Raw genomic sequence first — 13,436 nt, 5'->3', positions numbered from 1 at the left:
AGGAGAACATACTCCTTGGTTATTTTAATTGCTTAAATGCGTAATGTGCCATTTTCTTCGTATCAGGATATAGTTGCGCGCGAGTAGAAGATAATACGACGTTAATAACGCGTTTACCGTCTTTCTCATCAACAGTTACGACCGTATATTTTCCGAGTGCAGATAAACCGCTTTTACTTCCAATCGCATATGGATCGTCATATAGTTCCTCTCGTCCATAGTTTGCGATTTTTGGAGAGCGTTCAGAAGTATGTAGAGTTGTATTTACTGAATTCATGTATTGTAAAACGATTGGGTATTTTAATGCTTCTTTCGTAATAATCGCAATGTCATATGGTGATACTTTATTTCCAAGTGCATCAGCACCACTTGCGTTTTTGAAAGTTGCATGCTTTGTACCAAGTTCCTTCGCTCTAGCATTCATCATTTTCACAAACTCATTTTTTGATCCCGCGATATGTTCTGCAATTGACTCAGAGATTGGGTCTGCACTAATGATAAGCATAAGTTTTAATGCCTCATCCCGTTTTAATTTTTCCCCAGCACGCAGCTTAATTTTTTTACTTTGACTTTCTGTTTTTATTGCGTTTTCTGTAACTGTAATTTCTTCATTTTCTTTTACATTCTCTAGTAAGAGAAGGGTTGTCATCATTTTGGCTATACTAGCCGGATAAGAGCGTTCATCTTCGCGTTTGCCATACAAAATTTCACCTGTGTCTGCATCGATTGTAATTCCGTATTGCCCCGTAATACTAGGCTGATCAACTCTTACAGTTTGTTGTCTTTGTGCATAAGAGAAGAAAATCATCCCTGTAAATAGTGTAGCAATCATTACAATCATAACTATTGTTCGTTTCATCATCGTTCCCTCTTTTGTTTTCCATATGTACAAATAAATTGGGCAGAAAAAGCAGCCATTAATCATTATGCCACGTTCTCTGCCCAAAAATATAGCGTTATTTTTCGCCCATATTATGCTTCTTATATTGTTGGTTATTACCTTGACGTCCTTTTTCCACACCGTGGTTATGCGGACCTGCATTTCCGGTTACACTCGCTGCACTAATTCCAGCTTTTGAGGGGTTCTTCTTAAGTTTTGCCATATATATTCCTCCAGTTTCGTCAGATTGTAAAAAGGAAAAGTGCATTTTAGTGAAGAAAATACACATATATAGCATGGGCAAATAAAAGAAAAAAATTTATTTCAGAAAATTTTATCAATAAATATATTGCGAAAATTTAAACAGTATCATATATTTATTAGTAGAGGCTCACTCATTGATTGCGACTTATGTCGAAAAATTGAATGAGCATTCATTCAAGAATAGGGGGAGAATTGGATGTTCCAAATTAAAAAGGCTGCTGTTCTAGGTTCAGGCGTAATGGGTTCAGGAATTGCGGCACACTTAGCTAATATTGGTATTCCGACATTATTGCTTGATATTGTACCACCTGCGCTAACAAAAGAAGAGGAAGCGAAGGGACTTACATTAGAACATAAAAGTGTGAGAAATCGTTTTAGTAATACGGCACTGCAAAAACTATTGAAGCAAAAACCAGCTCCTCTGACAGTGAAAGGAAATTTAGCACTGATTGAAGCAGGTAACTTAGAAGATGATCTTGAGCGTCTAGCTGATGTAGATTGGATTATTGAAGTAGTAGTTGAAAACTTAGATATTAAAAAGAAATTATTTGAAAGAGTAGATGCTGTTCGTAAACCAGGTTCTATTGTTAGCTCAAATACGTCAGGCATTTCCGTTGAAAAAATGGCAGAAGGTCGTTCAGACGACTTCCAGAAACACTTCTTAGGAACACACTTTTTTAACCCACCACGATATTTAAAACTTCTAGAGGTAATACCGACGAAAGAAACTGATCCACAAGTATTAAGCTTCATGAAATTATTTGGCGAAGACGTTCTTGGAAAAGGCGTTGTTATCGCAAAAGATACACCAAACTTTATTGGAAACCGCATTGGTACGTACGGCTTGCTTGTAACGCTTCAAGAAATGATTAAGCGCGGCTATAGCATTGGAGAAGTTGATTCTGTAACGGGTCCATTAATTGGTCGTCCGAAGAGCGCAACGTTCCGCACATTAGATGTTGTTGGTTTAGATACATTCGTACACGTTGCAAATAACGTATATGAAAACGTACAAGAAGAAGAGCGTGATGTATTTAAAGTACCAACTTTCATGCATGACATGCTTGATAAAAAATGGCTTGGAAGTAAAACTGGTCAAGGCTTCTTCTTAAAACAAGGAAAAGAAATTTTAGAATTAAATCCTGAAACGATGGAATACGAAGCGCGCAAAAAATTAAAAGCTGCATCCGTAGAGTTAAGTAAGCAAGAAAAAGGATTAGCGAATAAATTGAAAGCGCTTGTATACGCGAAAGACCGCGCAGGTGAGTTGTTATGGAATATCATCACACCAACTCTTTTATACTCTGCAAAGCTTCATAAAGAAATTGCTGACGATATCGTGGCAATTGATCAAGCGATGAAATGGGGCTTCGGTTGGGAGCAAGGACCATTTGAAATTTGGGATGCAATCGGCGTTGAAAAATCGATTCAAAAGATGGAAGAAAACGGCGTAAATGTACCAGCTTGGGTAAAAGAAATGGTAGAGAAAGGTTTTACTACTTTCTATAAACATGATAACGGCGATAGCTACTATTACGATAATGGTGAATATAAGCTAATCGAGCGTAATAAAAAAGCAATTTCTCTTAAACAATTAAAAGAGAAAAATGGCGTATTAAAGAAAAATAGCGGCGCGAGCTTAATTGATTTAGGTGACGGCATCCTTTGCTTAGAATTCCATTCGAAGAGCAATGCAATCGGTATGGATATTACACAAATGATTAACTACGCTGTTGATGAAGTAGAAAAGAATTATAAAGGTCTTGTTATCGGGAACCAATCGAAGAACTTCTGTGTTGGTGCTAACCTTGCAATGATTTTAATGGAAGCACAAGACGACAATTACTTTGAAATTGAGTTGGTTGTGAAAAACTTCCAAGATGCAATGACGAAAATTAAGTACTCTTCTAAGCCAGTTGTAGCAGCTCCATACGGTATGACACTTGGTGGTGGTACAGAAGTTTGCTTACCGGCTGCTAGCATTCAAGCTTCTAGTGAAACGTATATGGGCTTAGTAGAAGTTGGTGTTGGCTTAATCCCTGGCGGAGGCGGTAATAAAGAGCTATACATTAAACACTTAAATAAAATGCCAAACGGTGTAGAGTTTGATCTGCAAAAAGTTGCGAATAAAGTGTTCGAATCTGTAGCGATGGCGAAAGTTTCTACATCAGCACAAGAAGCTGTATCGAACAACTTCTTAGGCGATAAAGACGGTATTAGTGTGAATGGTGATCACTTACTATATGATGCGAAACAGAAAGCACTTGCTTTATATGAAGCTGGCTATAAAGCACCGATTCGTAAAAAGATACCAGTTGTTGGCGAAACAGGATATGCAACTCTTGTACTTGGTGCAGAAGCAATGCATTTATCTGGTTACATTTCTGAACATGATCTTCACATTGCGAAGAAACTTGCATATGTCATTGCGGGCGGAAAAGTGCCGTACGGAACAGAAGTTGATGAGCAGTATTTATTAGATGTAGAACGTGAAGCATTTATTAGCTTAGTAAGTGAGATGAAATCACAAGCAAGAATGCAGCACATGCTTGTAAAAGGAAAGCCATTACGTAACTAATAACGAGGGGAGATATCGTTCATGAGAGAAGCTGTCATTGTTGCGGGAGCAAGAACACCAATTGGAAAAGCAAAGAGGGGTTCATTAAAAACAGTTCGTCCTGACGATCTAGGGGCGTTAGTAGTAAAGGAAACGTTAAAGCGTGCGAATTATGAAGGACCAATAGATGATTTAATTTTCGGTTGTGCGATGCCAGAAGCAGAGCAAGGTTTAAATATGGCTCGTAATATCGGCGGATTAGCAGGGCTTTCTTACGATGTTCCAGCTATTACAATTAACCGTTACTGTTCTTCTGGTTTACAAAGTATCGCTTATGGAGCAGAGCGCATTATGCTTGGACACTCTGAAGCTGTATTATCAGGCGGAGCGGAATCAATGAGCTTAGTTCCGATGATGGGACACGTCGTTCGTCCGAATAGTCGCCTTGTAGAAGCGGCTCCAGAATATTATATGGGCATGGGACATACAGCAGAGCAAGTTGCTGTGAAATATGGAATTTCTCGTGAAGAGCAAGATGCATTTGCAGTAAGAAGTCATCAACGTGCTGCAAAAGCATTAGCGGCAGGGAACTTTGCTGATGAAACAGTATCTGTAGATGTGACGTTACGCTCGGTTGGATCAAACAATAAATTGCAAGAAGAAACAATCATTTTCGCACAAGACGAAGGTGTAAGAGCAGAGACGACGCTAGACATTTTAGGTAAATTACGTCCAGCATTTAACGTTCGCGGTTCTGTAACGGCTGGTAACTCTTCACAAATGAGTGACGGTGCAGCATCTGTACTATTAATGGATCGTGAAAAAGCAGTGAGCGATGGCATGAAGCCACTTGCGAAATTCCGTTCATTTGCAGTAGCTGGCGTACCACCAGAAGTAATGGGAATCGGCCCAATCGCTGCAATTCCAAAAGCGTTAAAACTAGCTGGCTTAGAGCTATCTGATATTGGCTTATTCGAACTAAACGAAGCATTCGCTTCTCAATCGATCCAAGTTATTCGTGAACTTGGTTTAGATGAAGAAAAAGTAAACGTAAACGGTGGTGCAATTGCACTTGGACATCCACTTGGCTGTACAGGAGCAAAACTAACACTATCTCTTATTCACGAAATGAAACGCCGCAACGAACAATTCGGTATCGTAACAATGTGTATCGGCGGCGGAATGGGAGCAGCGGGAGTGTTTGAATTACTATAAAAAAAGTGCAAGCGGCTCGTTCAGAATGTGAGGGGGATGGAGCTTCAGACGTAGAGGCGTTTTTTGCCTCGCAGGAAGAAGCGAAGCCACCGAACATTCTAGCCGCTGGAACTGGATTATAAAAAAAGTGGAAGTGGCTCGCTCAGAACAGGAGGGCGTTGAAAGCCCTGACGAAGAGGCGCTTTTTGCCTCACAGGAAGGGGTGAAACGACCGACTGTTTTAGCCACTGGAACTGGATTATGAAAAAAAGAATGGAAGCAACAAAGGTTTATAAAAAATAAACGGGAGAGCCAGTTTCTTTCAAAAAGAGAGAAGCGGCTCATGAAAATATGAAGGAGGAAATTTTCATGGAAAAAACAGTAGGAAATGCGGTTAAAGGCGGTAGCTTTTTAGTTGATGAGATTACGATTGATCAAGTGTTTACGCCAGAAGATTTTTCATCTGAGCATAAAATGATTGCAAAAACGACAGAGGACTTTATCGTAAATGAAGTTCTTCCAGAGCTTGAATATTTAGAGCAACATGAGTTTGATCGTTCTGTTCGTCTTTTAAAAGAAGCTGGGGAACTTGGTTTATTAGGTGCTGACGTACCAGAAGAGTACGGTGGAATTGGTCTTGATAAAGTAAGCTCAGCGTTAATCGCAGAGAAATTCTCTCGCGCTGGTGGTTTTGCAATTACTCACGGTGCTCACGTAGGTATTGGATCGTTACCGATCGTATTATTCGGTAACGAAGAGCAAAAGAAAAAGTATTTACCATTACTTGCAACTGGTGAAAAATTAGCTGCATACGCATTAACAGAGCCAGGTTCAGGATCTGACGCATTAGGTGCAAAAACAACTGCACGTTTAAATGCAGAAGGTACACATTACGTATTAAATGGTGAAAAACAGTGGATTACAAACTCTGCATTCGCTGACGTATTTATCGTATATGCAAAAATCGATGGAGAGCACTTCTCAGCATTTATCGTAGAGAAAGAATATGCTGGCGTATCTACAAGCCCAGAAGAAAAGAAAATGGGTATTAAATGTTCTTCAACTCGTACGTTAATTTTAGAAGATGCATTAGTACCAAAAGAGAACTTACTTGGTGAAATCGGTAAAGGTCATATTATCGCGTTCAACATTTTAAATATCGGTCGTTATAAATTAGGTGTTGGTACAGTTGGATCTGCGAAACGTGCAGTAGAAATTTCAGCACAATATGCAAACCAACGTCAACAGTTCAAACAACCAATCGCTCGCTTCCCATTAATTCAAGAGAAACTTGCGAATATGGCAGCGAAAACATATGCAGCTGAAAGCTCTGTATATCGTACAGTAGGTTTATTCGAAAGCCGCATGAGCACATTATCTGAAGAAGAAGTGAAAGACGGTAAAGCAGTAGCAGCTTCTATCGCTGAATATGCAATCGAGTGCTCTTTAAATAAAGTATTCGGTTCTGAAGTATTAGACTATACAGTAGATGAAGGTGTTCAAATTCACGGTGGTTACGGATTTATGGCAGAATACGAGATTGAAAGAATGTACCGCGATTCTCGTATTAACCGTATTTTCGAAGGAACGAACGAAATTAACCGCCTAATCGTACCAGGTACGTTCTTACGTAAAGCGATGAAAGGTGAATTACCACTTCTTCAAAAAGCACAAAAATTACAAGAAGAGTTAATGATGATGATGCCAGAAGAAGTAGGCGATGAGCCATTAGCACTTCAAAAATATTTAGTAACTAACGCGAAGAAAATCGGCTTAATGGTAGCTGGATTAGCGGCTCAAAAATACGGTAAAGCATTAGATAAAGAGCAAGAAATTCTTGTGAATATCGCTGACATCGTAAGCAACCTTTATGCAATGGAATCAGCTGTTCTTCGTACAGAAAAAGCAATTAAAACAACTGGTCTTGAAAAGAATAAACAAAAAGTGTTATACACTGAAGTATTCTGCCAAGAAGCATTCAACGAAATCGAAGCAGATGCGAAAGAAACACTTATCGCAGTTGAAAACGGCGACATGCTGCGCATGATGTTATCATCATTACGTAAATTAACTCGTCACACGCCACTTAACGTAATTCCGAAGAAACGTGAAATCGCTGCGAAAATTTTAGAAGATGAGCGTTATACAGTTTAATAGATGAAAAGGAACCAGTGGCCGTTTGGCTGCTGGTTTTTTTATTGATGGATTCTTGAAAAGGGTTGTTTTACATATGTATTTGTAAACAGCTCTTTTTCATGGAGGGATAGGAGATGAAGTTAATAAAAGTAGGAACAGTTCATCAAATCGCATTTTTACCGCGTCTATTTCCGATTAACTGTTACTTTGTCGAAGAAGAAACAGGATTAACGTTAATTGATGCAGCTTTGCCATTTTGTGCAAAGAAGATTTTAGAAGCGGCTCGAAAACTAGGAAAACCGATTACGAATATCGTTATAACACATGCACATGATGACCATGTAGGAGCGCTTGATGCTATAAAACAAGAACTGCCGAATGTTTCGGTCTATATTTCTGAAAGAGATGCTCGTTTACTTGAAGGGGATTTGTCACTGCAACTCGGAGAACCAGGCACGCAAGTAAAAGTGAGTGTGTCAAAAAGGATAAAGACGATTCCAGATATCCTTCTTCAAGAGGGAGATCAAATTGGTTCACTTGTAGCAATTGCAGCCCCAGGCCATACACCGGGATCAATGGCGTTTTTAGACACGAGAAATGATGCGCTCATTGTTGGAGATGCATTTCAAACGAGAGGAGGAGTGGCGGTAGCAGGGCAGTTGATGTGGCTTTTTCCGTTTCCTATGTTTGGTACGTGGGATGCAGAAGTTTCATTAAAAAGCGCTCAGAAATTGCTAGAGTATAAGCCGTCTATATTAGCGACAGGGCATGGGAAGATGATTAAAAATCCGTTAGTGCAAATGCAACGGGCGATTGAAGAAGCGGAAAGGAATTTAACTAGAAAGAGCCTTTAATTGTTTAGAGGCTCTTTTTTGCTAAATGATATTATTTTGTGGGTTTTAAGTATGTGTATATCGCTAATAGGAAACCGAAAAACATAAATATAAAAGGGTCTTGGCTTGGGTTAGGGTCATAGCTATCTTGCACCTTAGTAAGAAAATCATGTGTTTTCATGTTTACCTCTCCTTTTATTCATAAGGTTTAGTATGAAGTGGGGATCATGATGTGGAAGTAAGAAATTTTTATTTTATAATAATATAATTCCTAAAACTATAGAATACAAAGCGTTCATAATATGTAAAATTGCATATTATTCTTTTTGAAATTTTTGTTATATTATCCTTATATTTATATTAAAGGATTTTTGTTAAGGTAATGAAAACAAATGGAGGAATAGTATGAGTAAAACGGTGTTAGAAGCGTATAGTGTGGAAAGGAAAATAGATAATATAACATATAAAAATCTATTTGTAATGATAGCAATCATTTTAGGATTCTTACTTCTAGGAGGGTTATTCCTTGGTTTAGCTTTTGGGATTTATGGTGAGGAAGCGTTGCGTGATAATTTAGAAGGGTACTATTTCCTTTTATTAGATGCAGCTGTTGTTGCTATCGTTTTATTAGCTTATAAACCAGTTCTTCATTTTATTAAATATATTTGGGATTTATCCGTTTTGAAGAATGGGAAGACATATTTATATCTATTAATTGGTTTTATGGTTATTGCATTATCACAATATTTAATGTTACATGTGTTTAGTTTTGAAAGTGCAGCAGAACAACAGAAACAATTAGGGAGCTTAGGACTTCAAAATAGTCTACAAAGTATTATATATGTGTTAAGTGTTGCTATAATTACACCGGTTAAAGAAGAAATTCTATTTCGAGGTATTTTATATCGATTTTTAGAAAAGAAATATAATTTTTTAGTTGGTATCATTATTTCTTCCTTCATTTTTGGAATTCTTCATGGAGGTCTTCTAATTACGGCGACGATTATGGGGATTGTGTTTGCGATGTTATACAAAAAGACGCAATCTATTATACCTAGTATTATTTTACACATTGTATGGAATTTACTTGTGAGTATAAGTATGATTGTATCTCTATAAAATTGAACGAATATTTAGCATAAAAGATGGATGGCCTAGCTATGCATCTTTTATTTTGTTTATAGGTAGGAGAAGTTAATTCATGCATGTATATAATCCAAAAAGAACCAAATACTAATGACGAATGAACAAAGAAAGGCAGGAGTATTCCATGCAAAATTTAACAGAGCTTGAAGTAGAAAACTTACGTCATTTAATCGGTGGACACGCAACAATTATTAACAAGTTGGAGCAGTATGCACAGACGTGTACAGATCCAGAGTTGAAACAAATGCTACAAAAGGATGCGCAAGATGCACGAAATACGAAGCAACAATTAATGACTTTTTTAGGATAGGAGGAAGAGAGAAATGAATGAAAAAGATATGGTAAATGATTATTTAGCAGGATTAAATGCAAGTTTAACAAGTTATGCAAATTATATTGCTCAGTCTGATAATGAACAGTTACACCAAACATTAATTCAAATTCGTAATCAAGATGAAATGCGCCAACGTAATATGTATGAGTACGCAAAGCAAAAGAGTTATTACAAACCGGCAGCACCTGCGAATCCAATGATTGTGCAGCAATTAAAAGGCCAATTAAGTGCGGAATAATGGGATGAAAAAAACGAGCGAATGAAGTCGCTCGTTTTTTTGTTTTGTCCCGTAAAAGCCCAATGGATAAAGGTTGATTGAAGTTTCAATTTATATATGTCAATAAATACATAATAAATATTTTTTCAGTTGTAACAAATATGACGAAAATTAAATATAACAATTCACAAAAAGGACAAAAACTTTGCTCAATATTTCACAAAGTATCCATGGTTTCTATCGTGGGAATCTCTATAATTAAGAGTGTAAAGAACAAAAGAAATAGATTATATGATCAATTAGGAGAGATTGCTATGAAAAGAAATACAAGAAAAATTGCAATTATCGGTACTGGATTAGTTGGATCAAGTTGTGCATATTCCATTGTAAATCAAGGCATTTGCGAAGAGCTATTATTAATTGATATAAATCATGAACGTGCAGTTGGGGAAGCGATGGATTTATCACATTGCATTAACTTTACAAATACAAGAACAAAAGTATATGCAGGAAGCTATGAAGACTGCAAAGATATGGACATCGTTATTATTACAGCGGGACCAGCACCAAAACCTGGACAAAGTCGCTTAGATACTTTAGGAGCGAGTGCGAAAATTATGGAAAGTGTTGTTGGCGGCGTAATGGAAAGTGGATTTGACGGTATTTTCTTACTTGCATCGAACCCAGTTGATATTATTACATATGAAGTGTGGAAATTATCTGGATTACCTAGAAATCGTGTGATCGGTACTGGTACATCACTAGATTCTTCTCGCTTAAGAACAATTTTATCTGAAATGTTACATGTAGATCCTCGTAGTATTCATGGGTATTCATTAGGAGAACATGGTGATTCTCAAATGGTTGCTTGGTCTCACGTAACTGTTGGTGGAAAGCCAATTCTACAAATTTTAGAGGAGCAAAAAGAACGATTTGGTGAAATAGATTTAGATGAAATTGTTGAGAAGACTGCAAAAGCAGGATGGGAAATTTATAAACGAAAAGGTACTACTTATTACGGAATCGGAAATTCTCTAGCGTATATTGCGAGCTCAATCTTTAACGATGATCACCGTGTTATTGCTGTATCAGCCATTTTAGATGGAGAGTACGGTGAGTATGATATTTGTACAGGAGTGCCAGCTATTATTACTAGAGATGGTATGAAAGAAGTTGTAGAACTAAACTTAACAGAGGACGAAGAATCTCGATTCGCAAAATCAAACGATATTTTACGTGATTATATGAAAACAATTGGTTACTAACTTATAGGAGAAGGTGAAACAAATGAAGGAATATATAATGTCTCGTGTATTTAAAGCATCTGCTGGAATCGCACAAGGTATTTTCGTATCCCTCGGAATTGGTTTACTGATCGAAAATATAGGAAGAATTGTTGATATTCCATTACTTATTACAATCGGAGTTGTTGCAAAATCACTTATGGCACCAGCCATTGGTGCCGGCATTGCTTTTATGCTCGGTGCAAACGGTCTTGTTATCTTTTCAGCGATGGTAGCTGGAGCGATTGGTGCCGGATCCATTTCAATTACTGAAGCGGGTCTAATCATTAAAACAGGTGAGCCAATCGGTGCATTATTAACAGCAACTTTAGCTGTATATATCGGTAAACGTTTAAGTGGAAAAACTGCGTTAGATATGATGCTCGTTCCATTTGCGGCCATATTAGGTTCTGGTTTAGTTGGTATTTGGTTATCTCATAATATTACTCCTGTTTTAAATACAGTTGGAGCATTTATTAAAGATAGTTCAGCTGGTAGCCCGTTTATCGCTTCTATCGTCATTGCAGTAGTTTGGGGGCTATTACTTATCTCTCCAGCTTCATCAGCTGCATTAGCGATCGCACTTAGCTTAGATGGCGTTGCAGGTGGTGCAGCTCTAGCAGGATGCGTTGCTCAGTTTATCGGATTCTCTGTAATCTCAGCGAAAGAAAATAATTTAGGTGGCATATTAGCTCAGGCGCTTTGTACTCCGAAAGTACAGTTGCCAAACATTACTAAAAATCCAATGATTCTCGTCCCGACTGTCGTCGCTAGTGCGATAGTCGGCCCAGTATCGGCATTAATTTTCCAATTAGAAGCAGGGAAAGAAATCGCTGGTCTTGGATTAAGTTCTCTTATCGCACCAATTAATTTAATTTCCAGTCAAGGATGGGGAGTTCTTCCAGCTATGGCAATCACTTATATCATCATTCCAGTAGCTGTTTCTTATATACTTTACATTGCTCTTAAAAAAGCAGGTCGTATTCATTCTGGTGATATGACTGTACCGCAATCTTAATTTGAAAATCTCCTTAATAATAGATAAAAGCAGACTGAAGAAGCCACAGTCTGCTTTTTTGTTATGTTACATCTTATGATTTTGTTTTACTGGAATGCGTACTGTTTCTTTTGCTAATAAGAGCTGAACGCCGAAGTATAATATACTCGCGAGCGTCATTCCAGAAACAGCATCTACAAATGCATGTTGCTTCGTAAATAGTGTTGATAAAATGATAAGTGTACCGAAGAAAGTAAGGATATAATATTCAAAAGCATGTTGCTCTCTACGCTTAAAGGCAGCTAACATAATTACAAATGTCGTAAGAACGTGAATGCTAGGGAAACAGTTTACCGGTTGATCAATACTATAAATATAGCGAACTAGTTCAGAAAATACGTCTGTTCCAACGACAGTTGGACGTGGTACAGTTGTCTGCCAAAAATAATAAATAGAAAAACAAGCAAGTTTGCCAAGAATTACACTACTTAAAGTAACGTAATATTGCTTTCGATCAGCAAAGCAGTAATAAATAAGTGCGCCGTATAAGTAAGGAAACCAAAGTAAATAAGGAATAATAAATGCTTTTACAAATGGAATCCAATCATCTACTACAGTTGTGACATCTACTGCGTGAACAGTTGATTTATTTAATACGTCGTAAAGGGGACTTACGAGTACGAGTAGAAGTATATAACTTAACGGAAGAAAAGATGAAAGTTTAAATTTCTTCATGATAATCTCCTATGTTTAGTAATGTAGGTAAATTCAATTGATTATAATATAGAAACGTAAATTGGGCTATCGATTTTACTTACATTTTCTTGAATTAACCTTACGTTTTTGTCACTTGACTTAAAAGAAGGGGAGAGTGCTATATGAAGCGTTTATCGTATTTCTTATTTTTTATATTGATATGCCTAGTGAGTGCTGGGTGTGCAAAGGATAAAGAAGGAGAGAAATTAGAATATAACGGGAGAGCACTCGTAATTGGAGTTGTTGGAGAAAAACCGAAAGATACGTTTAGAAATATAAAGTTTGAAAGTGTAAAGCTAGAAGAGATGCAGGAGAAATCAGCAAAAGTTGATGGTTTTTTCGTTATGAAAGAATATTTTAAAGAGGCATCAAAGGAGCGGTATACGGACTTATTTTTATCGTTAAAGAAGCCAGTGTTTTTTATTGGCTTACAAGATAAACCATACTTAATTTTTACTGAAAAAGATTTAGATTATGACAATGCCCCAAAGGATAGAGCTATGATGTATACGCAAGGATTTGTAAATATGGGAAACCCTGAAGGACAGTATTGGGGTATGGGATTATATAAAGATACGGTTTCCAATCAAAATATTCATAATATGTATATAGTAGTGTTTCAAACAATTTCAGATTATTTAAGTCGATGATGGAGGAGGCCGTAAAAGGGGCTTCTTCTTTTTTGAATAAACGTTTGTTTAAGATGCATGTCCGGTAGGAAGAAATCGATGCAGTTTAAAGGCTCACATAAAAAAATAGGAAATTAATCAAACGTTTGTTTAAGATGTATGTTCGGTAGGAAAGAATTGATGCAGCACAAAGGCTCACATAGAAAAATA

General features: G+C 37.2%; 14 protein-coding genes. 10 read left to right on the top strand and 4 right to left on the bottom strand.

The features are described from left to right. Window positions 1-19 precede the first annotated feature (19 nt). Both BTOYO_RS11305 and BTOYO_RS11300 read right to left on the bottom strand, forming a co-directional pair. A complete protein-coding gene (locus BTOYO_RS11305) occupies window positions 20-859 on the bottom strand; it encodes a D-alanyl-D-alanine carboxypeptidase family protein (protein WP_000831489.1) in 840 nt (279 codons plus the stop codon). Between the two features lie 97 nt (window positions 860-956). After that, the gene (locus BTOYO_RS11300; RefSeq protein ID WP_001096344.1) at window positions 957-1,103 is read right to left on the bottom strand and encodes a YuzL family protein; all 147 of its coding nucleotides are present in this window, start codon (window positions 1,101-1,103) and stop codon (window positions 957-959) included. Window positions 1,104-1,340: 237 nt separating this feature from the next. On the opposite strand from BTOYO_RS11300, the gene BTOYO_RS11295 reads away from it, so the two are divergent. From BTOYO_RS11295 to BTOYO_RS11275, 4 genes are all read left to right on the top strand, one after another. After that, entirely contained in the window at window positions 1,341-3,722 is a 2,382-nt protein-coding gene (locus BTOYO_RS11295) for a 3-hydroxyacyl-CoA dehydrogenase/enoyl-CoA hydratase family protein (protein WP_000486351.1), read from the top strand. Between the two features lie 21 nt (window positions 3,723-3,743). Next, window positions 3,744-4,916 (top strand): acetyl-CoA C-acetyltransferase, encoded by a 1,173-nt coding sequence (locus BTOYO_RS11290; protein WP_001206331.1) that lies wholly within the window; start codon window positions 3,744-3,746, stop codon window positions 4,914-4,916. Window positions 4,917-5,264: 348 nt separating this feature from the next. After that, window positions 5,265-7,049 carry an acyl-CoA dehydrogenase family protein gene (locus tag BTOYO_RS11280; RefSeq protein WP_000416287.1) on the top strand — a complete coding sequence of 595 codons (1,785 nt, stop codon included), beginning with the start codon at window positions 5,265-5,267 and terminating at the stop codon, window positions 7,047-7,049. 116 nt (window positions 7,050-7,165) lie between these two features. Further along, window positions 7,166-7,885 carry an MBL fold metallo-hydrolase gene (locus tag BTOYO_RS11275; RefSeq protein ID WP_000767046.1) on the top strand — a complete coding sequence of 240 codons (720 nt, stop codon included), beginning with the start codon at window positions 7,166-7,168 and terminating at the stop codon, window positions 7,883-7,885. A gap of 31 nt (window positions 7,886-7,916) precedes the next feature. Here the strand turns inward: BTOYO_RS11275 and BTOYO_RS28160 are convergent, their stop codons facing one another. Then, the gene (locus tag BTOYO_RS28160; RefSeq protein WP_000848048.1) at window positions 7,917-8,045 is read right to left on the bottom strand and encodes a hypothetical protein; all 129 of its coding nucleotides are present in this window, start codon (window positions 8,043-8,045) and stop codon (window positions 7,917-7,919) included. A gap of 224 nt (window positions 8,046-8,269) precedes the next feature. On the opposite strand from BTOYO_RS28160, the gene BTOYO_RS11270 reads away from it, so the two are divergent. The 5 genes from BTOYO_RS11270 (at window position 8,270) to BTOYO_RS11250 (ending at window position 11,862) form a co-directional block, all read left to right on the top strand. Further along, window positions 8,270-8,983 (top strand): CPBP family intramembrane glutamic endopeptidase, encoded by a 714-nt coding sequence (locus BTOYO_RS11270; protein WP_000048028.1) that lies wholly within the window; start codon window positions 8,270-8,272, stop codon window positions 8,981-8,983. A 151-nt stretch (window positions 8,984-9,134) separates the two neighbouring features. After that, window positions 9,135-9,320: a hypothetical protein gene (locus tag BTOYO_RS11265; protein ID WP_001180553.1), complete on the top strand. Its 186-nt coding sequence runs from the start codon at window positions 9,135-9,137 to the stop codon at window positions 9,318-9,320. A gap of 13 nt (window positions 9,321-9,333) precedes the next feature. Next, window positions 9,334-9,582 (top strand): spore coat protein, encoded by a 249-nt coding sequence (locus BTOYO_RS11260; protein ID WP_001002985.1) that lies wholly within the window; start codon window positions 9,334-9,336, stop codon window positions 9,580-9,582. Between the two features lie 293 nt (window positions 9,583-9,875). Next, the gene (locus BTOYO_RS11255) at window positions 9,876-10,826 is read left to right on the top strand and encodes an L-lactate dehydrogenase (protein ID WP_000828231.1); all 951 of its coding nucleotides are present in this window, start codon (window positions 9,876-9,878) and stop codon (window positions 10,824-10,826) included. Between the two features lie 22 nt (window positions 10,827-10,848). After that, entirely contained in the window at window positions 10,849-11,862 is a 1,014-nt protein-coding gene (locus BTOYO_RS11250; RefSeq protein ID WP_000666180.1) for a PTS sugar transporter subunit IIC, read from the top strand. 66 nt (window positions 11,863-11,928) lie between these two features. Here the strand turns inward: BTOYO_RS11250 and BTOYO_RS11245 are convergent, their stop codons facing one another. Next, window positions 11,929-12,576, bottom strand: a complete 648-nt coding sequence (locus BTOYO_RS11245) for a phosphatase PAP2 family protein (protein ID WP_000713778.1) — start codon at window positions 12,574-12,576, stop codon at window positions 11,929-11,931. A gap of 143 nt (window positions 12,577-12,719) precedes the next feature. Here BTOYO_RS11245 and BTOYO_RS11240 point away from each other — a divergent pair, with 143 nt between their 5' ends. Continuing rightward, entirely contained in the window at window positions 12,720-13,247 is a 528-nt protein-coding gene (locus tag BTOYO_RS11240) for a hypothetical protein (RefSeq protein ID WP_000826884.1), read from the top strand. The last annotated feature ends 189 nt before the right edge of the window (window positions 13,248-13,436 follow it).

Source organism: Bacillus toyonensis BCT-7112 (genome assembly GCF_000496285.1).
GTDB lineage: Bacteria > Bacillota > Bacilli > Bacillales > Bacillaceae_G > Bacillus_A > Bacillus_A toyonensis.
Note: the sequence above shows the minus strand (reverse complement) of the source record. Positions and strands in the feature narration are given on the sequence as shown.

Excerpts from the sequence above, each read along its gene's own strand:
- BTOYO_RS11265 (WP_001180553.1), top strand. The coding sequence starts at position 9,135 with ATGCAAAATTTAACAGAGCTTGAAGTAGAAAACTTACGTCATTTAATC.
- BTOYO_RS11275 (WP_000767046.1), top strand. The coding sequence starts at position 7,166 with ATGAAGTTAATAAAAGTAGGAACAGTTCATCAAATCGCATTTTTACCG.
- BTOYO_RS11280 (WP_000416287.1), top strand. The coding sequence starts at position 5,265 with ATGGAAAAAACAGTAGGAAATGCGGTTAAAGGCGGTAGCTTTTTAGTT.
- BTOYO_RS11270 (WP_000048028.1), top strand. The coding sequence starts at position 8,270 with ATGAGTAAAACGGTGTTAGAAGCGTATAGTGTGGAAAGGAAAATAGAT.
- BTOYO_RS11300 (WP_001096344.1), bottom strand. The coding sequence starts at position 1,103 with ATGGCAAAACTTAAGAAGAACCCCTCAAAAGCTGGAATTAGTGCAGCG.
- BTOYO_RS11305 (WP_000831489.1), bottom strand. The coding sequence starts at position 859 with ATGAAACGAACAATAGTTATGATTGTAATGATTGCTACACTATTTACA.
- BTOYO_RS11260 (WP_001002985.1), top strand. The coding sequence starts at position 9,334 with ATGAATGAAAAAGATATGGTAAATGATTATTTAGCAGGATTAAATGCA.
- BTOYO_RS28160 (WP_000848048.1), bottom strand. The coding sequence starts at position 8,045 with ATGAAAACACATGATTTTCTTACTAAGGTGCAAGATAGCTATGACCCT.
- BTOYO_RS11245 (WP_000713778.1), bottom strand. The coding sequence starts at position 12,576 with ATGAAGAAATTTAAACTTTCATCTTTTCTTCCGTTAAGTTATATACTT.
- BTOYO_RS11250 (WP_000666180.1), top strand. The coding sequence starts at position 10,849 with ATGAAGGAATATATAATGTCTCGTGTATTTAAAGCATCTGCTGGAATC.
- BTOYO_RS11295 (WP_000486351.1), top strand. The coding sequence starts at position 1,341 with ATGTTCCAAATTAAAAAGGCTGCTGTTCTAGGTTCAGGCGTAATGGGT.
- BTOYO_RS11290 (WP_001206331.1), top strand. The coding sequence starts at position 3,744 with ATGAGAGAAGCTGTCATTGTTGCGGGAGCAAGAACACCAATTGGAAAA.
- BTOYO_RS11255 (WP_000828231.1), top strand. The coding sequence starts at position 9,876 with ATGAAAAGAAATACAAGAAAAATTGCAATTATCGGTACTGGATTAGTT.
- BTOYO_RS11240 (WP_000826884.1), top strand. The coding sequence starts at position 12,720 with ATGAAGCGTTTATCGTATTTCTTATTTTTTATATTGATATGCCTAGTG.